17 protein-coding genes and 1 other RNA gene are annotated in these 19,944 nt (G+C 35.5%); 16 read left to right on the forward strand and 2 right to left on the reverse strand.

The genetic code is table 11. From position 1 onward, the window contains the following. Positions 1-297: 297 nt before the first annotated feature. The 8 genes from MKY60_RS08470 (at position 298) to MKY60_RS08505 (ending at position 8,281) form a co-directional block, all read left to right on the forward strand. The gene (locus tag MKY60_RS08470) at positions 298-1,290 is read left to right on the forward strand and encodes a S66 family peptidase (RefSeq protein WP_340929489.1); all 993 of its coding nucleotides are present in this window, start codon (positions 298-300) and stop codon (positions 1,288-1,290) included. A gap of 534 nt (positions 1,291-1,824) precedes the next feature. After that, positions 1,825-4,587 (forward strand): ATP-dependent DNA helicase DinG, encoded by a 2,763-nt coding sequence (gene dinG / locus MKY60_RS08475; RefSeq protein WP_340929491.1) that lies wholly within the window; start codon positions 1,825-1,827, stop codon positions 4,585-4,587. Between the two features lie 21 nt (positions 4,588-4,608). Continuing rightward, a complete protein-coding gene (locus MKY60_RS08480) occupies positions 4,609-4,779 on the forward strand; it encodes a YpmA family protein (protein ID WP_241598831.1) in 171 nt (56 codons plus the stop codon). Between the two features lie 2 nt (positions 4,780-4,781). Continuing rightward, positions 4,782-5,270: a cell wall elongation regulator TseB-like domain-containing protein gene (locus MKY60_RS08485; RefSeq protein ID WP_093494675.1), complete on the forward strand. Its 489-nt coding sequence runs from the start codon at positions 4,782-4,784 to the stop codon at positions 5,268-5,270. A 21-nt stretch (positions 5,271-5,291) separates the two neighbouring features. Beyond that, entirely contained in the window at positions 5,292-6,587 is a 1,296-nt protein-coding gene (gene asnS / locus MKY60_RS08490; RefSeq protein WP_340879506.1) for an asparagine--tRNA ligase, read from the forward strand. Between the two features lie 40 nt (positions 6,588-6,627). Beyond that, complete coding sequence (locus MKY60_RS08495) at positions 6,628-7,338, forward strand: DnaD domain-containing protein (RefSeq protein WP_241598837.1); 711 nt, start codon at positions 6,628-6,630, stop codon at positions 7,336-7,338. Positions 7,339-7,347: 9 nt separating this feature from the next. Beyond that, on the forward strand, positions 7,348-8,004 hold the full coding sequence (nth, locus tag MKY60_RS08500) for an endonuclease III (RefSeq protein WP_093494678.1): 657 nt from the start codon (positions 7,348-7,350) through the stop codon (positions 8,002-8,004). Next, positions 7,991-8,281 (forward strand): YpoC family protein, encoded by a 291-nt coding sequence (locus MKY60_RS08505; protein WP_093494679.1) that lies wholly within the window; start codon positions 7,991-7,993, stop codon positions 8,279-8,281. The genes nth and MKY60_RS08505 overlap by 14 nt, the downstream gene beginning before the upstream one ends. Before the next feature lie 98 nt (positions 8,282-8,379). On the opposite strand, the gene MKY60_RS08510 is transcribed toward MKY60_RS08505, so the two are convergent. Together MKY60_RS08510 and recU are read right to left on the reverse strand one after the other, a co-directional pair. Next, a complete protein-coding gene (locus MKY60_RS08510) occupies positions 8,380-11,034 on the reverse strand; it encodes a PBP1A family penicillin-binding protein (RefSeq protein WP_340929495.1) in 2,655 nt (884 codons plus the stop codon). A 21-nt stretch (positions 11,035-11,055) separates the two neighbouring features. Then, positions 11,056-11,655, reverse strand: coding sequence for a Holliday junction resolvase RecU (recU, locus tag MKY60_RS08515; RefSeq protein ID WP_090561692.1), 600 nt, complete (start codon positions 11,653-11,655; stop codon positions 11,056-11,058). Positions 11,656-11,835: 180 nt separating this feature from the next. Here recU and MKY60_RS08520 point away from each other — a divergent pair, with 180 nt between their 5' ends. From MKY60_RS08520 to MKY60_RS08555, 8 genes are all read left to right on the forward strand, one after another. After that, positions 11,836-11,994 carry a hypothetical protein gene (locus tag MKY60_RS08520; protein WP_340929497.1) on the forward strand — a complete coding sequence of 53 codons (159 nt, stop codon included), beginning with the start codon at positions 11,836-11,838 and terminating at the stop codon, positions 11,992-11,994. Positions 11,995-12,069: 75 nt separating this feature from the next. After that, the gene (locus tag MKY60_RS08525) at positions 12,070-12,438 is read left to right on the forward strand and encodes a YppE family protein (protein ID WP_241598845.1); all 369 of its coding nucleotides are present in this window, start codon (positions 12,070-12,072) and stop codon (positions 12,436-12,438) included. Next, complete coding sequence (locus tag MKY60_RS08530; protein ID WP_340931079.1) at positions 12,431-14,710, forward strand: DEAD/DEAH box helicase; 2,280 nt, start codon at positions 12,431-12,433, stop codon at positions 14,708-14,710. Before MKY60_RS08525 ends, MKY60_RS08530 begins: the two co-directional genes overlap by 8 nt. Beyond that, positions 14,700-15,974, forward strand: a complete 1,275-nt coding sequence (locus tag MKY60_RS08535) for a ribonuclease H-like domain-containing protein (RefSeq protein WP_340929500.1) — start codon at positions 14,700-14,702, stop codon at positions 15,972-15,974. Before MKY60_RS08530 ends, MKY60_RS08535 begins: the two co-directional genes overlap by 11 nt. 79 nt (positions 15,975-16,053) lie before the next feature. Further along, the gene (gpsB, locus tag MKY60_RS08540) at positions 16,054-16,353 is read left to right on the forward strand and encodes a cell division regulator GpsB (protein ID WP_090561685.1); all 300 of its coding nucleotides are present in this window, start codon (positions 16,054-16,056) and stop codon (positions 16,351-16,353) included. A gap of 225 nt (positions 16,354-16,578) precedes the next feature. Continuing rightward, positions 16,579-16,962, forward strand: an RNA gene (gene rnpB / locus MKY60_RS08545) — RNase P RNA component class B. A 106-nt stretch (positions 16,963-17,068) separates the two neighbouring features. Continuing rightward, a complete protein-coding gene (locus MKY60_RS08550; RefSeq protein ID WP_340929501.1) occupies positions 17,069-18,790 on the forward strand; it encodes a putative bifunctional diguanylate cyclase/phosphodiesterase in 1,722 nt (573 codons plus the stop codon). After that, positions 18,790-19,917: a THUMP domain-containing class I SAM-dependent RNA methyltransferase gene (locus tag MKY60_RS08555; RefSeq protein ID WP_090561683.1), complete on the forward strand. Its 1,128-nt coding sequence runs from the start codon at positions 18,790-18,792 to the stop codon at positions 19,915-19,917. Before MKY60_RS08550 ends, MKY60_RS08555 begins: the two co-directional genes overlap by 1 nt. Positions 19,918-19,944: the final 27 nt, after the last annotated feature.

Genomic DNA, 19,944 nt, shown 5'->3' on the forward strand with positions numbered 1-19,944 from the left:
AAACAGTGTTTCTGCTGCACACATTGTTTACATTATTTAGGGGCTTAAACTAACTCATATTTTATCAATTAGAAAAAGTAGATTTTCTTATTATAAAGATTATAACATCGCTGGCAATTTATAAGAAAATAGAAAAATGCTTAAAGATAGCGGAGTAATTATAACTATATGAGCGAGTATTGCAATATATATCGCATTCAAAGCGTCATTTGATTTAAGTAGATTGTTGCAAGAAGCAAAATATTATTATTTGATGCTTGCTAATTAAAAATAGCATATAGAAAGTAGGGTGAAAAAATGGTCCAAAGGCTAAAAAAGGGAGATAAAATAGGGATATTTACCCCATCTTCTCCTGCAACTGTTACAGCCTATCAGCGTTTTCAACGTGCTAAGGCTTTTATAGAAGAAAGAGGTTTTGTTATTGTAGAAGGGAATCTGACAGGAGTATCAGATACGTATCGTTCTGGTTCTCCAAAAGCACGAGCAGAAGAATTAAATAAATTATTAAGGGATTCCGATATTAAAATGATTATGTCTACTATTGGGGGTACAAATTCAAATAGTTTGTTACCATATATTGATTATGAAGCATTTAAGGATAATCCAAAGTTAATCGTCGGGTACTCTGATGCGACTGCTGTATTGCTTGCTCTTTATGCAAAAACAAGTATAACAACATATTATGGTCCTGCTCTTATTCCTTCTTTTGGTGAATTTGATCCTCTTGTAAAAGATACATATCGTTATTTTGAACAATATTTCATGGAAGAAAATATACTTCCTTACGAAGTGCCAATGCCTTCATATTGGTCCGATGAGCCGGTAAATTGGCTTGAAAAAACGACTGAAAAAACTCTTTATCGTAATGAGTGGATAACTGGGCAAAGTGGAATAGCAGAAGGTAGATTAATAGGAGGAAATGTAAATGCGATGTATGGATTTATTGGCTCTCCTTATTTTCCAACAATTGAGTATGGTGACATATTATTAATTGAGGACTGTATGAAAAATGCTGCTGTTGTTGAGAAAAACTTTGCTATGCTTAAGTTACATGGTGTTTTTGATAAAGTCGCGGGCATTATTTTAGGTAAACATGAACAATATGATGATCTAGGAACAGGAAAACAGCCATTAGATTTGTTGAAAGAACAATTAGATACAATAGATATTCCAATTTTAGCAGAATTCGATACTTGCCACACTCATCCAATGCATCCATTAGCTATCGGTAAAAAGGTGAAATTAGATGCAGATGCTAAAAAGGTAATATGCATAGAAAAATGGATATAAATTGGAATAAACGTTATTGCAATTCCTGCTTGTTTCTTTTTGTATGTAGTTAGAAGTTTGTGAAACTAACAGAGAACATTATAATTCGGAAGATGCCTCTCATTATATCTCAAATTTATACAGCGCAGTGCGATTTTAAAAACATGGAGACGCTTTTTCACTATAGGATTGTAGTAGAAAGCGTCTTTCTAAGTATCAATTTTGTTAATATTGAAGCTACTTTGTTAGTTCAATTAAGGATATTCTCCATATAATACCCACTTCCACAACCATCAAATTATCCCTTATTCGACAAAAAATCCGATAGATTTAAGTGACGACTTTCAAAATTTTAATACAAATAACCAGTGCAACATTTGTAAACCCGAACACCAGAGTCATAACGATTTAACAATCTTTTCTTTTCTACCAAGTTCTTACTTTAAAACAAAGCCAAAAAAGACGCTCGAGATGTATATTCGAAAGTAAAAGTTTCGTCACTGGAAAGTGAATGTGGTACAATTTTTTTAGAACAAAAGGACTGTGAGTTGGGGAATGATGAAAAATCATAAATATGCAGTTGTCGATATTGAAACAACAGGGCACTCATCGACGAATGGTGACCGTATTATTCAGCTTGCAATTGTATTTATTGAAAATGACAAATTTATAAACACATATACGTCTTTTATTAATCCGGAAAAGGCAATTCCTCTATTTATCCAGGATTTGACGAACATAGCTAATAGCGATGTTCAAAATGCACCATTATTTGAGGACATTGGAGCGGAAGTATTAGAAATGCTGCAGGATCATATCTTTGTTGCGCACAATATTAACTTCGACCTACCCTTCCTTCAAAAAGAATTGAAACGAGTTGGACTTCCGAAGTTAGTATGTAAAACAATGGATACGGTAGAATTCACAAAATTAATGTTTCCAAACCTTTATAGTTATAAGCTTCAGGATATCGCAGTTGAGTTAGAAATAGATTTGGAATCTGCTCATAGAGCGGATGATGATGCTCTTGCAACTGCTCATTTATTGATAAAGTGTATTGATCAATTAATGAAGTTACCACTTAAAACTATTGAGTTGTTACATAAGAGGTCCTTTCAATTAAAATCTAATTTATCCATATTATTTTTTGATGTACTTGTGAGTAAAAGAAAACAGTTAACATCAGAAAACTATCTAAATTACCGAGGAATACCAATAAAACAAATATTGAGGGAGATAGAGGAAGTATCCGAATTACTTTTATATCCTAAAACAAAGGATGAGAAGGTAGAGTTATTTAGTAAGGGTTTTCCTAGCTTTGAAGAACGTGCGGGACAATTTGAATTGATGGATCAAATTCAAACAGCTCTTATTAATGAATCAGAAATAGTGTGTGAAGCCGAAACGGGAATAGGTAAAACATTAGGATACTTATTACCTGCTGTTCTCTATTCTATCAAAACGAAAAGACCTGTTGTCATTAGTACATATACAACTCATCTGATAGATCAGTTGGTTAGTGAGGAAATACCAAAGATAAATACGATTTTAAACATGAATGTAAAGGTTGCAACACTAAAAGGCATGCATCATTATATTGATTTATATAGCTTTTGGCAGCAGGTCCAACTCGATGATGAGTCATACGATGAAACGTTTACGATTATGCAAATATTAGTGTGGTTGACTTTAACAGAAGATGGGGATCTTACAGAACTAAATGTTTCTGGAGGTGGCCAACTTTTTATAGATAAAATTAGACGAGGAAGTCTATCGAATTTAAAAGAAGTAGGGGAATATGACTTTTATGAAAGAGCTCTTCGCAAAAGTAAGGATTGCCATATTTTGGTGACCAATCACGCGATGATTATGGCCGATCAAGAAAGGGAACAACCAATACTTACTTCTGGTTGTGCAATGATTATAGATGAGGCACATCAAATGATTCATGCTAGTATGTCCCGTGGTGAACGTATTTTTTCATATACTAATTGGAAATACGTGTTAGGACAATTTGGAACCCTTGATACCGAACAGTTACTTCAAAAATTGGAAATTCTGAATGTTCCTTTGTCTGTTCAAGTTCGTTTAGAAAAGCAATATGTAGAAACCATAGAAAAATTTGATCATGCTGTATCGTATGTTATTGATGCCTTTCTTCAAAAAAGCAAAAGAAACGGGAAGAGCACTAAAAAAATGATTGCATTAGAAGACCTTGAGCTAGATCAATCTATCTTCCGTGCTGTTGCTAATTCTATTCAGGTTTTTATCTTCTCAACTAAATCTATGATCGAATCGTACAGTAAACATATTGAAGAAGAAACAATACAGTCATTCATCAATGAATGGCAGTATTGGATAAGAGAATTGACTATTAAAGTTAGTGAATGGGATGAGATTTTCTTACAGAATAGAGTAACAGAGGCGAGATGGCTAGAGATTGATACAAGAAGTATTCCTGGTAGCCTCACTGTTATTAAGCGACCACTTAACTATAAAGATGATATTAAAAATGCAATTATGACTCACCGTGAAGTAGGAGCTGTTATTTGGACATCTGGTACGTTAACAGTGCCTTCTAATAGGCATTTTATCACTTCTCAGCTTGGATTAAATTCAGAAATACCTATCTTTCAGTATAAAGCCTCTAGCGACTATTATAATGGGGCAGAGCTACTGATAGTAGAAAATATGCCCGATATTAAACAGGTATCGCAAAGTGATTATATTGAAGCTGTTGCAGAAGCAGTAGTACAAACAGTCCTTGTTTCGGAAGGTCGATGCTTTGTTTTATTTACCTCCCAAGATATGCTTAGAAAAACAGTGGAATTAATACAAGATACTCATTTATTGGATGACTATATGCTATTTGCACAAGGAATGACTTCTGGTAGCAGGATGAGGTTGTTAAAATCATTCCAACGTTTCTCCAAATCAGTTCTATTTGGGACGAATAGTTTTTGGGAGGGAGTCGATGTACCTGGTGACGCATTATCAGTGATTATTATGGTCCGTTTACCGTTCTCGTCTCCAGATGACCCTCTATTCAAAAAAAGGGCAGATTTAATAACAAAAGATGGACATAACCCATTTTCTGCTTATTCTTTACCGGAAGCAGTGTTACGTTTTAGACAGGGATTCGGGCGTTTAATCCGATCATCTGCAGATAAAGGAGTTTTCATTGTTTTAGACAGAAGAATTGAGACGAAATCATATGGGAAAGACTTTTTACAGGCAATTCCTAATATTCCTGTTAAGAAAGTATCGCTAGAAAATATGGTCTTAGAGCTAGAAAATTGGTATACTAATGAAGGATGATTTTAGAAAGCAGGTAGGAATATGGAAAACAAAATTGAAACGCTATCGACTGTTGTAGTCGACTACCAATCAGACTTATATAAAATAGTTGATGTATTAAATCGAACTTTAAAAGAGAAAGATTTAATGTTTGGGCTAGCGTTAGATAAGCAGGATGAAAATAAAGCTGTTTTTACCATTTATAGGACATAAAGATGACACTTAAAAAATGGTTATTATTTATTGTAGTTTTTGCATTAAGTTTAACTATAATATTAAGCTTATTAATTTACTTTCAAGCAAAAAGTCCATTCTCGGATTCAGCGGAAAAAGCAGAATCGTATGCGTTGGATAACAATTTGTTAGCTCAGGTGGATAAGACCTATGTATATAACAATACTTCCACTTTTCATACGGTAATTGGAACGACAGCTAAAGGAGAAGAAAAAGCGTATTTTTTGCCAGACAAGCAGTCGGATGAAAAGATAATGGAAGTGAGCTTAGACGAAGGTATATCGGAGCAGAAAGCTGTGGACCTAGCTATGAAGGATGTTAAAGACGGTAAGCTATTACATGCTAAACTTGGTGTAGAAGAAATAGGACCGGTGTGGGAAATAACCTATGTTAATGCAGAAGACAACCTCAATTATGTATACTTGTTATTCGATAATGGGGAATGGTGGAAGCGAATATCAAACTTATAGTCAAAACTTTTGGAGGGTAATATGAAAAAAATCATGATTAAAGATATGTCCAACCACGCTGGTGAAACAGTAAAAATGGGTGCTTGGCTTGCGAATAAACGTTCAAGTGGTAAAATTGCATTTTTACAATTACGTGATGGTTCTGGATTTGTACAAGGTGTAGTAGTAAAAGAAGAAGTTGGAGAAGAAATTTTTCAAACTGCAAAAGGGCTAACTCAAGAAACTTCCATGTATGTAATTGGTGAAGTGATCAAAGATGAACGTTCTTCTTTCGGTTATGAGCTTCAGGTAAAAGAAATAGAAGTAATTCATGCAGCGGTAGATTTCCCTATTACCCCTAAGGAACATGGTACAGAGTTTTTAATGGATAATCGTCATTTATGGCTACGCTCTAGAAAGCAGCATGCTATTATGAAAATTCGTAATGAAATTATACGTTCTACATATGAATTCTTTAATGAGAATGGCTTTGTAAAAATGGACCCACCTATTTTAACTGGTTCATCACCAGAAGGAACTTCTGAATTGTTCCATACTAAATATTTTGACGAGGATGCATTTCTTTCTCAATCAGGTCAATTATATATGGAAGCAGCAGCTATGGCGCTAGGGAAGGTATTTTCTTTCGGACCTACATTCCGTGCAGAAAAATCTAAAACACGTCGTCACTTAATTGAATTCTGGATGATTGAACCGGAGATGGCTTTTGTTGAATTTGAAGAAAGCTTAGAAGTACAAGAACAGTATGTTTCATTTATTGCTCAATCAGTATTGAAAAACTGTACATTAGAATTAGAGCGCCTAGGTCGAGATACTTCGAAATTAGAAAATATTCAAGCACCATTTCCACGTATTTCATATGATGATGCTATTAAGTTCTTACATGAAAAAGGCTTCGATGATATAGAATGGGGAGATGATTTTGGTTCACCTCATGAAACTGCCATCGCAGAAAGTTATGATAAACCGGTGTTTATTACACACTATCCAGTAGGCATTAAGCCATTTTACATGCAACCACATCCTGAACGTGATGATGTAGTTTTATGTGCAGATTTAATCGCTCCTGAAGGTTATGGTGAGGTTATTGGTGGCTCTGAGCGTATTCATGATTATGACCTTATGAAGCAACGTATTGCAGAACATAATCTAGATGAATCAGCGTATGCTTGGTATTTAGAGCTACGTAAACAAGGTTCTGTACCTCATTCTGGTTTCGGACTAGGACTAGAGCGTACGGTAGCATGGTTTAGTGGAGCAGAGCATGTTCGTGAGTCTATTCCGTTTCCACGTTTATTAAATCGTTTGTATCCATAATAAGAAAATAGAAATTATATAGAGAGAAAGGAGTACGAAAATGCAAAAGCGAGATCGACTCCGTATCTGGACTGAGCAGGGGAATGTAACTATTTCCCAGCTTTTTTTTAGTCATTATAAAGCGATTAATATAAGAGATGAAGAAGCAATTCTATTATTACATTTAATCGCTTATGGAGAAGCAGGAATTCATTTTCCTACCCCACAAAATTTAGTGGAACGTACTTATTTTAGTGAAGATAAAGTAGTAACTATTTTACAACGCCTAATGCAAAAGGGGTTAATTCAAATAGAGCAGCATTTAGATCAAAATGGTATCCATTATGAATATTATGCATTCCATCAATTATGGGAGCTGCTAGTAGATTATATGGAGCAACAACAAAATGATGTGAAGGATCTTCGTAGCAAGGAAGAAGAAGGGGATATATATAAATTATTCGAGCAAGAATTTGGTCGATTATTATCCCCGATGGAATATGAGACTATAGGTATGTGGTTTGATCAAGACAAGCATTCTGCGTCACTCATCCGCTTAGCCTTAAAGGAAGCAGTACTTTCACAAAAATTGAGTCTTCGCTATATAGATCGAATATTATTTGATTGGAAAAAGAAAAATATTAAAACTGTGGAAGCTGCTGAAAATCAGTCTGCACAATTTAGACAGCATGTTCCAGTGCAAAAAACATCGGAACAACCATCTTCCAGTTTGAAAGTTCCTTTTTACAACTGGTTAGAAGAAAGAGAGTAGGTGTAAATTTTGCTTACAAAAGTACAGTGGTTATATTGTTTGGATGAAATGGAGCGAATGTTCCCAGATGCTCATTGTGAGTTGGTTCACGAGAATCCATTCGAATTATTAGTCGCTACTTTGCTATCAGCACAATGTACAGATGTGTTAGTGAATAAAGTAACAAAAAACTTATTTCAAAAATACAAAAAACCAGAGGATTATTTAGCTGTATCCATCGAAGAATTACAGACTGATATACGTTCGATTGGTTTGTATCGAAATAAAGCTAAAAACATTCAAGCGCTTAGTAAACAGCTAATCGAATTATATGATGGCGAAGTACCACCTAATCGTGATTTACTTACAACATTCCCAGGAGTAGGTCGTAAAACAGCAAATGTAGTAGTTTCTGTCGCATTTGATATTCCAGCGATTGCAGTAGACACACATGTAGAGAGAGTCTCTAAACGTTTGGGACTTTGTAGATGGAAGGATTCCGTTCTTCAAGTTGAAGAAACACTGATGAAAAAGACGCCGATGGAATTATGGTCCAAAACCCATCACCAATTAATCTTTTTTGGACGTTATCATTGTAAAGCGCAAAATCCAAATTGCCCAGAATGCCCTCTACTTTCGGTTTGTAGAGAAGGGAAGAAGAGGATGAATAAAATTGTCACTCAGTAGTCTACGTTATTTTGATGAATGGGAATTTATTCGCGAAGAGCTATTAGTATCAATTAAAACAAATGATAAAAAAAACATTGAGCTAATGCGAAAGGGCATCGATCTTCTTATGGCAATTCTTAATGAGGTAGCAGAAGCTGCTCCACTAAACTATATAGAACGAATAATATTTGTCGAATCGAATATGGTAAAATATGTTGCATTTGTTCAACTTGAGGAGCTCTTTAAGGAAACTAAGAAAAAAAATGCACGCATACGAGCACAAATGAATCATTAGATTCATCTGTATCAATGTTCTTCTCTCATGTCCAATATTTAACAAAAAAGTAGCAGGTCTTGACTGATGTCATGACCTGCTACTTTTATAATATCTAATTAAGGAGTAGTTCCAGATTCACCATTTCCCCCGGTTTCTCCAGTCCCACCAGGTGGAGTTTCCGTTGAACCGCCATCTGGATTTTCAGTTTCATCACCTGAATCGGATCCATTTTCATTTCCACCACTGTTCCCATTCCCATTTTCGTTTCCATTTCCGTTCCCATTTCCGCTGTTATTACCGTTATTATTTCCATTGTTGTTTCCATTACCGTTTCCATTTCCATTATTCGAGCCATCTGGATTTTCTACGTCTTCTCCATCTGGATCTAAATCATCTAAATCTTCTTCAACGATAGCGTCTAGTGTTAACGTTACAGAGACACTTTCGCTGCGAATATCATCAGAAACTGCTGTTACACTGAATACATACGTACTTCCTGGAATAAGGCTTTGGACGATTAGTCCATTTTGCTTAGTTGTTCCAATTACTTCAGGTGGTCCATTATCTATCGTAACAGCCACTTCAAATTGAACTTCAGATTCAAGATCTTCCTGTTCAAAATCCCACGCTAAAGTTGCAGTTGATGTTAGTTCATCATACTCCACTGAAAGATTGGATGGACTGTTTAATTCGAGTTGTTTATATTCCTCAGAAACTGCTGTAGGTTCCGTGCCTCTCACAAATAGTTCCGTTAATTTTAGTTCATCTGGTGTATATTCGCTTGCCAGTTTAAGTGGACTTGAGCCTTTTTCAATCGTAGCCTCTACAACAGAATTGGGCTTACTAAATTTTTCATTTGCTGAGTCTGCAGAAATGTTAGCCATGACTTCTTTAAAAATATTTTGAGGTAGGTTTCGCTCCTCATTAGTAGTCATCGGTGTTTTCATCTCTGGATATCCAGACCAAATAGCAATTGAATAGTCTGTGGAATAACCAGCAAACCAAACATCAGGGAAGGCACTACTTGGTAGGTCCCATTTCTTCATATCATCTCTACTATAGTTAGATGTTCCAGTTTTACCTGCAATATCTAAACCGCTGATAGCAGCTCGCTTACCAGTTCCTTTTGTCATTACATCACGTAACACATCGGTAACCATGTAAGCAGTAGAATCTTTCATAACTTCTTTTGATTTTGGTTTATAATTTTTTTCTGTTTTTCCATCTCGATAAACAATTTTGTTGATTGCATAAGGTTCTGTATGGATTCCACTATTTCCAAATGCAGCGTAAGCTCCGGCCATTTGAATAGGGGACATTGCTTTCGATGTACCACCGATTGCACTACTTTCTGTTACATTACCTAGGTCAATTCCAAATCGGTTAACAAACTCTTTTGCATTATCTGTTCCTACTTCTTGCAGTGTTTTTACTGCAGGAACGTTTCGGGAATTATATAACGCTTCTCTAAATGTCATCTTACCTTTATATTTTCCATCGAAGTTGCGTACTACTTGTTCTGATCCAGTATAAGTTATCTCTTCATCAACAAGTGTATGTCCTGTCGACCAGTCTAGAAATTCTACAGCTGGGGCATAGTCGATTAATGGTTTAATCGTTGAGCCAGGTGAACGTGTAGTCATGTCTTGAGCATAGTTCCAGCCACGATCTTCTCCATAATTTCTACCACCGCCGACAGCTGCGATAGCTCCTGTTTTCGTATCAATTACTGCTACAGCCGACTGAATATCATCGGTAGGGAACATATCGGAATTTAATGTTTTTTCTACTTGCTGTTGTGCATTTGGTTGCAATGTAGTGTGTATAGTAATTCCCTCAGAAATAGCGTTTCCATCACCATTGGCTTCTAGTTCATTTAATACGATATCAATGAAAGCATCGTATTTGGAATCTTGGTTGGCAACTCGCTGATCCTCAGGTAGGAGAGTACCCTCTATTGGAACTGCTTGAGCTGTTTTCATTTCTTCCTCTGTAATCTTGCCATGTAGGTTCATCAAGTGTAAAACGACATTTCTTCTTTTCTCTGTAAGCTCTGGATCTTTAAACGGATTAAACGCATTTGGACGTTGCGACATACCTGCTAGTACAGCGTATTGATCTAATGTAAGATCTTTTAAATCTTTACCATAAAAATACTGAGCTGCTGTCCCATATCCGTATATTCTTCCAGACATTAGAACTTTGTTAAAGTACATTTCAAATATTTCTTCTTTCTCATATTCTCTTTCTAGTTGAATCGAAAGGTAAGCTTCTTGTGCTTTCCTTTTTAATGTTTTTTCATTTGTAAGGAATGAATTTTTTACGACCTGTTGTGTAATTGTACTCGCTCCTTGATCACCGAAACCATTTGTGACGTTAGCAAGTACCGCTTTTCCTAAACGTAATACATCTACTCCAAAATGATCATAAAAACGAGCATCTTCAGTAGCGATGATTGCATCTTCCATTTGTTTTGGAATTTCATCGTAAGGAATATATTCCCTACTTTCTGCGCCGACTGTTGCGAACAGGTCTCCATTTGCATCTAATAGTTTTGGACTAATTGGATCTTTTAAAGCTGTTTCATCCAGTTCAGGCGCGCTGCTTGCATAGAAGGCAAACAGGGATCCTCCAGCTATTAGTCCTACCACTCCTATAATTACGATTGTTAACAATATTCTTTTCATCCATAATTTAGCTGGTGTCTTAGGTTGTTTCTTTTTTTCTTGTTGTTTTCTACGTTGTTCACGAGTCATTTTTTGCTCACTCATAAACGTCTCCTCACTTTCACTTTATACGTTCAAGTCATTAACTATTTTTATATAATCAATTCTTGGTGCATATTTTGGAGTAATCTCTATTGCGCTTGTTTCCATTTCGGACAAAGCAATAGATTTTCTTCCCCCTGTTAGCATTCTATCCCAAAATAACGATAATTGTTCAAAAGGTAAATAAAAATAACGCTCTAATGCAGAAAAACGGACGAGTAGGAAGGTAATTCCCGATTGTTTAGAAACTTTTCTCATATGTTCAACCTGATGAAGATGAACATTTTTTAAAGGAAATGCTGTTCTATTTTCCGTTTCTTTTGCTTCAAAGTCAATATATTTACCTTTATATACTCCATTAAAGTCAGTTGTAGAAGGTGTCCGATAATATGCTTCTTTGATAACTGCACTACTCCTAGATGGGTAATCTACTTTGACGACTTGTATGGGTATTGGCTTTTTATGAATTACAGCAATATCCTGTGCAATATAAAATTCATTTGCATCATTTATTTCGTCTTCTAACGTCTTACCCCTATTACTGAAAGAGTAATCTTTTTTCTTTTCTTTTGTTGTTTTGGTAACCGGGATATACGCTTTTCCATTTGGATAATGAATAGCCAAAATAATCACCTCTTTATGCTATTAGTTTATCACAAGTACATTAGACGAACAGCTAATATATAAGGTTTCATTTCTCTTGATGTCGAGTAAACACTTGTTTTGTCTTTAAAGAAGATGCTTTGTCAAACAGGAAGGAGAGAATGTAAAACTAGCGAATATACCTCTAAAAAGGGGGAGTATATGATGAATAAAATCGAAAGACTTATAGATCAGTTAGAACTTCTGGAGTTTTTATTAGAAAATAGATTAAATGACGAACAGGACAAGTTTGAAGAGGATTTTAGTAAAAACTCGTTTCGACTTCTTGGAAAGCTCGAAAAAATCGAAAATAAGTTATAAAGAATGTACGTTCGCTTAGAACTAGTAATATAGGTGAGAATTTGCTAAACTATAACTAGAATGCGAGGGATCACTTTGTCATTATTAAAGCTTAGTAACCAGTTAATGAAAGAATGCGACGATTGTATTTCGCGTTTTCACTTATATAGAGAACTAGATAAAGAACCAGATTTTTTTACAGATGTGAAGCCACATGCATATAAAATAGATGAATTATGTTTTGAATGGGAACAACTGGTTCGGAAATGGATACAAGTAAAACGTCCAAAATATGTCCACCCGAGCCAAATTGACTCATTACTTGACTCCATGAAACAGTTTATCGTCCAATCTTACTACAAGGGCACAAGCAAAAAGAGGTTTCTTTCAGCTGTCCATTCATCCAAATATACGCTAGAAACAATTGCCCAAGCTATTAAGGAGGTAGGGGATGAGCATGCTTGAAAAAAAGAGTATCCAACAATTATTAGATGATTGGAAAGTGGATGGAAATCGCTTTCCACAAATTGAACATATTCATACAACCGAAGAAAAAGAAGCGATTTTTGCCCCTTTTCCAGAGACTATGCATCCGTCTATTCAAAAGGCGCTAAAAAGTCGTGGTGTAAATCAGTTATATATACATCAGCGACTCGCCTTCGATGCTGCTTCAACTGGTAAATCATATACTACTATCACTCCAACAGCCTCTGGTAAGTCACTTTGTTATCATCTCCCAGTGCTACAATCGATTATGGAAGATCCAACTTCACGGGCAATATATTTATTTCCAACTAAGGCATTAGCACAAGATCAGAAAAGTGATCTAAATAATTTGATTGAAGCAACTGGGGAAGAAATACTCAGTTATACATATGACGGAGATACAGCTCCAGGTATAAGACAAAAAATTAGAAAATCAGGTCATATTGTATTAACAAATCCCGATATGCTACATTCGGGAATTTTACCACATCATACAAAATGGGTAACGCTATTTGAAAATTTAAAGTATATTGTAATAGATGAAATTCATACATATAAGGGAGTATTTGGGAGTCATGTTGCGCATGTTATTAGACGTCTGAAAAGAATATGTGCATATTATGGTAGCTATCCACAGTTTATCTGTACTTCTGCGACGATAAAAAATCCAAAAGAATTAGCAGAGAATTTAACAAATACACCTCATGAATTAATCAATCAGAACGGTGCACCAGCAGGAAGAAAACACTTTGTATTTTACAATCCCCCAATAGTTCATCCTGTATTTAATGTACGAAGAAGTGCTGTTTTAGAAGTGAGAGATTTAGCGGGGGAATTATACGTAAATGGTATTCAAACTATTGTTTTTGCGAAGAGTCGGGTTCGCGTAGAAATGCTTGTGACGTATTTACAGTCTTTAGTAAGTAAAAAGATTAATGATCAAACTATACGAGGATACCGCGGTGGTTATTTACCTTCAGAAAGAAGGACTATTGAAAAGGGTTTACGAGAAGGTGTAATTAGAACAGTTGTAAGTACAAATGCGCTAGAGTTAGGTGTTGACATTGGTCAGCTACAGGCATGTATTATGACGGGTTATCCTGGGAACATCGCAAGTGCATGGCAACAGGCTGGTAGAGCAGGCAGAAGACAGGATGAAGCACTTATTATTTATGTGGCTGGGTCGACTGCTCTTGACCAATATGTTGTTAAACATCCTGAATATTTTCTTGGACAGTCTCCTGAGGAAGTTAGGATTCATCCAGATAATATGATTATTTTAATGGACCATTTGAAATGTGCTTCATTTGAACTGCCATTTTCACCTGTCGATTCGTATGCGGAATTTTCTATACAGGAATTACTCGCATTTTTAGAAAGCGAAGGGGTCCTTTTAAAAACGTCGGAAAAATGGCATTGGATGTCTGACAGTTTTCCTGCAAGCAATATAAGTCTACGTTCTGCTTCTCAAGAGAACGTCATTATTATTGATCAGTCAATTCCAACTAAAACGAGGGTTATTGGTGAAATGGATCAATATAGTGCGATGACCTTACTTCATGAAGAAGCTATTTACTTGCATCAAGGCACTCAATTTCAAGTAGAAATTTTAGATTGGGAAGAAAAGAAAGCATTTGTAAGAGAGGTCGATGTCGATTACTTTACAGATGCCAATATTGCGATAGAGCTAAAAGTGCTTAGTGAAGACAAAATAAAAGAAGCGGAAATTGGTATGCTCAGGTTTGGTGACATCATTGTTTTAGCACAACCAACTATATTTAAAAAAATTAAATTCGATACGCATGATAACATCGGCTCTGGTCAAATTCATTTACCTCCATTAGAATTACACACCTCTTCTACATGGTTTAGTTTTGATAAGCCTGAAGACTGGAAAGACACATTACTGTCAGATGCAATGACTGGAGTTTCGTATGCATTACATGCGTTTATCCCTCTATTTATTCATTGTGACGCAAAGGATATTCATGTTGTGCCTCAGGTAAAATCTATTCACGGAGAAAAACCTACTTTTTATATGTATGATAGTTATCCGGGTGGTATTGGTTTGTCCGAAAGAATGTACGACCTTTGGAATGAGTTGATACCAAAAGTAACGGAGCAGGTAGAGAATTGTTCTTGTATTAATGGATGTCCGGCATGTATCGGTGCTCAGGACGCTGAACTAAATTTAAAAAAAGAAGTTATTAAGTTACTTCATTTATTACAGGTGGGCCGTCATGTCGTATGAAAAAAAGCTAATGGAAATGAAAGGTTTAATCAAAAAGAAACCCGTAGAAAAAATAGGAAAAAAGGAAGTGTCGGATATGACGCTTCCCTTTTATGTTGAACAATGGCAAAATGCGGGTCTGAAGTTTATAAAGGATGAAAATGGGTTTTACTTTGTAAAGGAAACTTTTTATCATTCGGAGCATATACATGGAAATATTGGGCTTAATAAGCTACAACAGGCAATAAAATTTATGCAGGAAGTATATCCTACTCACCCTTTAACAATAGAAAAAGAAAGTCCTTTTAGTTTTTATGATACCGAAACGACTGGGTTAAAAGGCGCTGGAGTGCTAATTTTCTTAAATGGAATTTTGAAAGTAGTAGACAATGGGTTTCTGCTGACACAATATGTGCTGGCAGATCCAGGGCAAGAGGTAAGCTTTTTAAAAGCGACTGGTTTTTGGAAAAACGAACAAACTATGATTACTTATAACGGAAAGAGTTTTGACCTACCTCAATTAGTTACAAGATGGACGATGAATAGAAATAATCTGCCGCGGCTAATGCAACATCACCAAATTGACTTAATGCATTCCTCTAAAAGAATTTGGAAGGGAGAGTTAGATCGTTTTAAGTTAAAACAAATTGAGGAAATGAAGCTTGGTTTTAGAAGAGAAAATGATGTACCTGGTCATCTTGCACCAATAATATATTTTGATGCAGTGAAAAGTGGGAATCCTATCAATTTGATGAAGGTGTTAAAACATAATGAATGGGATATTCTATCGCTAGTTACTTTGTATATTCTCTCAGTGGAGTTACTTCAAGAGAAGGAAGTAGTTGAAACAGCAACAACCTATACGAATATAGGAAAATGGTTTCGTGATTTAAAAACGATGGATAGAAGTTTGAATTGGTTCACTTTTGTAGTAAATAATTTTTCAGACGAAGAGTCAAGTATTGCTTATTATTTTGTTGGACTCCATCTAAAAAGAGCTGGTTTATACGAGGATAGTCATTTAGCTTTCACCCAAGCTTTAAAAGAGATTTCTGGGAAATATCGCATTGAGGTGTTTATCGAGTTGGCCAAGCTATTCGAACATCAACTAAAAAATTTCCCGAAAGCTCTAGAAATGACGCAACAATGTATAGATTATGAAGCAAAACTGAATACAGACATGCATTCTCGCTTAAAAAAAGAACTAATTAAAAGGGAAATAAGAATAATCCGGAAATTAAATATTTCCCGGGAAAGCGCAGAACACAACAAAAAGCGCATATAATTGGCTGAAAAAACTCCATTATTCGACAATGATATGCTATAATACGAGTAGCTAATTGTAGATGGAAGGAAGATACCATATGGAATTTAAACTAAAGGCTTCTGATATATTAGAAAAAGAATTTAAAACGGGCTTAAGAGGTTATAACCAAGAAGAAGTTGATGTTTTTTTAGACGATATCATTCAAGATTACGAGGCTTTTGAAAAAAGACTAGCTCAACTTCAGTTGGAAAATAAAAAATTGACAGAGCAACTAGAAGAATTACCAAAGAGAACACAGGCTGCTGCACCTCCACAAACGGGAGCAACTAATTTTGATATTTTAAAGCGTCTTTCACATCTTGAAAAACATGTCTTCGGCAGTAAACTGTACGAATAATTAATTAAGTTTTTTCAATTGAATGGAAAACCCTTAATGAGAGAACTTAAAGCCTCTTTCATATACCACAATTTTTTTGTGTTATTTATCATGTAAGTTGGTGTAAAATCAGGATACACGTTTTTCTAGCGTCTGAACAAAGTGAAGCAATACAACAAAGCGAATTTAATGTAATCTTGTATTGAAACTAACAAGTATTTCGTATATAATAGTTATACCACTTATATATTCGGGCAATCGCTGCAATGCTTGACATTGTAGAGGAAAGTCCATGCTCACACAATTCTGAGATGAATGTAGTGTTCGTGCTTAGTGAAAAAATAAACTAAGGCAGCTATTTATAGCTGACGGCGGGATGAAGGCCTAAGTCTTAGGATATGGCTGACAATCTCTGAAAGTGCCACAGTGACGGAGCTGTATAGGAAACTTTACAGGTGGAACGAGGTAAACCCCACGAGTGAGAAACCCAAATTATGGTAGGGGCATTTTCTTGAAGGAATTGAACGGATAGAAGAACAGATTTAATCTGTAGATAGATGATTGCCATCCACAAACGTACGAGGTAATGCACCGTTTGAGTACCGTGGAAACAAAACATGGCTTATTGAGTGTATGAGTGGCTATATTTAATAACTAAGAAGCTCTCCATTTTCGGAGAGCTTTTCTATTATATATATGATTTTAAGAAATTTCGTAATAAGGGAGGTACTAAATTGTGGAAAAACAACAACCACCCGGACGATTACAGGCATATTCAAACAAATTAGTTGAACAAATTTTTCATTCTACTGTTGAAGGAATTATGATAACAAATGAAAAAATGCAGATTATACTGGTCAATAATGCCTTTGAAACGCTTACTGGATATAAATCATACGAAGTACTTGGGAAATTTCCAAGTATTTTACAATCAGGCAAACAGGATTCTAATTTTTATAAGGTAATGTGGTCAGAAATTCTTTCAAAAGGATATTGGAGGGGGGAGATCTGGAATAGACGTAAAAATGGTGAAATATATCCAGAAATCCTCGCGATACATAGTGTATATGATGATACAGGTAAACTAACAAATTATTATGGGATTTTTTCTGATATCTCCCTAGCAAAAGAAACAGAAAAAGAACTAGAGGAACTAACGCAAACTGATCTTTTAACAAATATTTCAAATCGAAACGCGTTCAATGAATTATTATTTGATAAAGTAAATAATTCGAATGATAGCCATTCTATTTTATTTATTAACTTAGATCGTTTTAAACAGATAAACGACACCTTGGGTAATGAAGTTGGTGACCATATTTTAATAGAGGTTGCAGAACGGATTAACTCGATTGTAGGTCCATCCGATATTTTTGCGCGATATGGTGCAGATGAATTTCTATACTCCAGATCGAATATAGAAAATCAAAAAGAAGCTGTACATCTTGCTAAGGAAATAACTAAGCTTTTCAATAAACCATTCTATGTGGGTGAAACTGAAGTTTATGTTACAGCAAGTATAGGAATCAGTATTTTTCCACAGGATGGTAAACAAATAGAGAAATTAATATATAAAGCTGACAAGGCAATGTATTTTGCCAAACAAAATGGGAGAAATCAATATGCTTTTTATTTTGATGACTTGAAAAAAGATTCCAAAAGATTGATTGTTCTAGAAGCAGAGCTTAGAAAAGCTATACAAAATAAAGATTTTTATATCCATTATCAACCCAAAATAGGGTTAGCGACACAGGAGATTATTGGAGTAGAAGCTCTAATAAGATGGAACAATGAAAAATTAGGGCTCGTTTCACCGGTTGAATTTATACCTCTTGCTGAAGATACAGGTCTTATTATCCCTTTAAGCGAGGTTATTTTAGAAATAGTTTGTATGGATATACTGGAGTCAAGATCACAAGGGAATATAAGTGTATTACCGGTATCCGTTAATATTGCTTCTCTTCATTTTCAACAGGATGACTTCATCGAGCGCATAAATTCGATCATAATGAAGTATAATTGTAGTCCGCAGCTTTTAGAGTTAGAGTTAACGGAACGCACAGTTATGAAGGATTCAGAAGATATTGTAGTTAAACTAATAAAACTAAAAGCTATGGGGTTCAAAATATCAATAGATGATTTTGGAACAGGATACTCATCCCTTAGTTATTTAAATAGATTTCCCCTTAATTTTTTGAAAATAGATAGAAGCTTTATCCGGCAAATTACTAGCTTAAAAGACAAACAAGCTATAGTGGAAGCAATCATTCTCATGGCTCATCGCCTACGTATTAAAGTTATTGCAGAGGGTGTAGAAACGAAAGATCAGGCTAAACTTTTAAAAGAAATGGGCTGCGATATCATTCAAGGTTATTATTATAGTAAACCACTAGCACCAAATGATCTTTTGGATTTTATCGAGATATGGGAAATTTATAGACAGGAAAGGAATATATAATGACAACATTTAAATTAGTAGCTACATCGGCTATGGGATTAGAATCCATCGTTGCGGATGAAGTAAAAGCACTAGGATATGAAACAACAACAGAGAACGGTAAAATTTATTTTGAAGGGGACGAGCGTGCCATAGCACGAGCAAATATATGGTTACGTGTTGCGGACCGAGTTAAAATTGTAGCTGCTCAGTTCCCTGTAAAAACATTTGATGAGCTTTTTGAGCGTACGAAAGCAGTGCAATGGGAGAAATTCTTACCCGTGGATGCAGCTTTTCCTGTTCAAGGAAAGTCGGTTAAATCAACATTATTCAGCGTTCCAGATTGTCAAGCCATTGTAAAGAAGGCAGTAGTTGAACGATTAAAATTAGCCCATAAAAGAATTGGCTTTCTAGATGAATCTGGAGCAACATTTAAACTGGAGATAAGTATATTAAAAGACATTGCTACTATTACGATAGATACAAGTGGGGCAGGTCTCCACAAGCGTGGCTATCGTCACGGTCAAGGGGAAGCCCCATTGAAGGAAACACTAGCTGCAGCTTTAGTGAAAATTTCTAAATGGAGTCCCAACCGACCATTTGTTGACCCGTTTTGCGGATCCGGCACTATTCCGATTGAAGCAGCAATGATTGGTCAAAATATCGCTCCTGGCTTTAATCGAGATTTTCATAGTGAAGCTTGGCCATGGATGCCAAAAACAATTTGGGAAGAAGTGCGTAATGAAGCAGAATCTTTAGCTAACTATGATCAAGAACTTCAAATTATCGGATCAGATATCGATCATAAAATGGTCCAAATTGCAGAGCAAAATGCATTTGAATCTGGATTCGCTGATATAATCACTTTTAAGCAAATGCATGCGAAGGATTTTACTACTACTTTTACCGACGGTGTAATGGTTAGTAATCCACCATATGGAGAACGTATCGGAGAAGTGGAAGTAATTGAACAGGTAATAAGTGAATTAGGCCATTTAATGGATAAATATCCTTCATGGTCCGTATATATGTTATCGTCTATGGAGAACTTTGAGAACGTATACGGTAGAAGAGCAACAAAAAAGCGTAAATTATTTAATGGATTTATTCGAACGGATTACTATCAGTTCTGGGGTAAACGTTCATAACAGTAAGGGAGACTAGGTTCTCCCTTG

It is taken from the genome of Psychrobacillus sp. FSL K6-1415 (assembly GCF_038003185.1).
Classification (GTDB): domain Bacteria; phylum Bacillota; class Bacilli; order Bacillales_A; family Planococcaceae; genus Psychrobacillus; species Psychrobacillus psychrodurans.

Coding starts and splice junctions, on each gene's coding strand:
- MKY60_RS08510 (WP_340929495.1), bottom strand. CDS start 11,034: ATGAGTGAGCAAAAAATGACTCGTGAACAACGTAGAAAACAACAAGAA.
- MKY60_RS08470 (WP_340929489.1), top strand. CDS start 298: ATGGTCCAAAGGCTAAAAAAGGGAGATAAAATAGGGATATTTACCCCA.
- asnS (WP_340879506.1), top strand. CDS start 5,292: ATGAAAAAAATCATGATTAAAGATATGTCCAACCACGCTGGTGAAACA.
- gpsB (WP_090561685.1), top strand. CDS start 16,054: ATGGAATTTAAACTAAAGGCTTCTGATATATTAGAAAAAGAATTTAAA.
- MKY60_RS08530 (WP_340931079.1), top strand. CDS start 12,431: ATGCTTGAAAAAAAGAGTATCCAACAATTATTAGATGATTGGAAAGTG.
- MKY60_RS08480 (WP_241598831.1), top strand. CDS start 4,609: ATGGAAAACAAAATTGAAACGCTATCGACTGTTGTAGTCGACTACCAA.
- MKY60_RS08495 (WP_241598837.1), top strand. CDS start 6,628: ATGCAAAAGCGAGATCGACTCCGTATCTGGACTGAGCAGGGGAATGTA.
- MKY60_RS08520 (WP_340929497.1), top strand. CDS start 11,836: ATGATGAATAAAATCGAAAGACTTATAGATCAGTTAGAACTTCTGGAG.
- MKY60_RS08485 (WP_093494675.1), top strand. CDS start 4,782: ATGACACTTAAAAAATGGTTATTATTTATTGTAGTTTTTGCATTAAGT.
- dinG (WP_340929491.1), top strand. CDS start 1,825: ATGATGAAAAATCATAAATATGCAGTTGTCGATATTGAAACAACAGGG.
- MKY60_RS08555 (WP_090561683.1), top strand. CDS start 18,790: ATGACAACATTTAAATTAGTAGCTACATCGGCTATGGGATTAGAATCC.
- MKY60_RS08535 (WP_340929500.1), top strand. CDS start 14,700: ATGTCGTATGAAAAAAAGCTAATGGAAATGAAAGGTTTAATCAAAAAG.